Source organism: Kytococcus schroeteri (genome assembly GCF_002847825.1).
Taxonomy (GTDB): domain Bacteria; phylum Actinomycetota; class Actinomycetes; order Actinomycetales; family Dermatophilaceae; genus Kytococcus; species Kytococcus schroeteri.
This window is the reverse complement of record NZ_PKIZ01000036.1, coordinates 1-337: the sequence shown is the minus strand read 5'-3', so window position 1 is coordinate 337 and position 337 is coordinate 1. Positions and strand designations below refer to the sequence as shown.

1 pseudogene is annotated in these 337 nt (G+C 59.1%); it reads right to left on the bottom strand.

Annotation, left to right across the window (positions count from 1 at the left end):
* Positions 1 to 184 (bottom strand): annotated as a pseudogene (locus tag CYJ76_RS11345) (IS256 family transposase); the annotation flags it as partial.
* Between the last annotated feature and the right edge of the window lie 153 nt (positions 185 to 337).

The window sequence follows — 337 nt, the reverse complement described above, 5'->3', positions numbered from 1 at the left end:
TGCGGTGGTTGACCCGCTCGGTGGATACAACTCCGTATTCGGCGCCGCAGACGGTGTCAGCCTGGGCGGAGAGGATCTGGTTGATAAACCCTTGCAGCATCTGGCGCATCAAATCCGGAGACGCTTGGGCCAGCAAATCATCCAGATAGGTTGTCGGGTCGATAGAATACGGTGCAGCGGTCATCGTCATAGGCCTTTCGGTGAGATGTGGTAGTTGAGTCGAAAGGCTAACTGGCGGTGGCCGCCCACTACTTTCCGGGACCCACCATCAGCAAGCGTTACACCACACTAAGGGACGCAACCCAGGGGTTGGCTTGCCGATGGCGGCAGCGCCCCT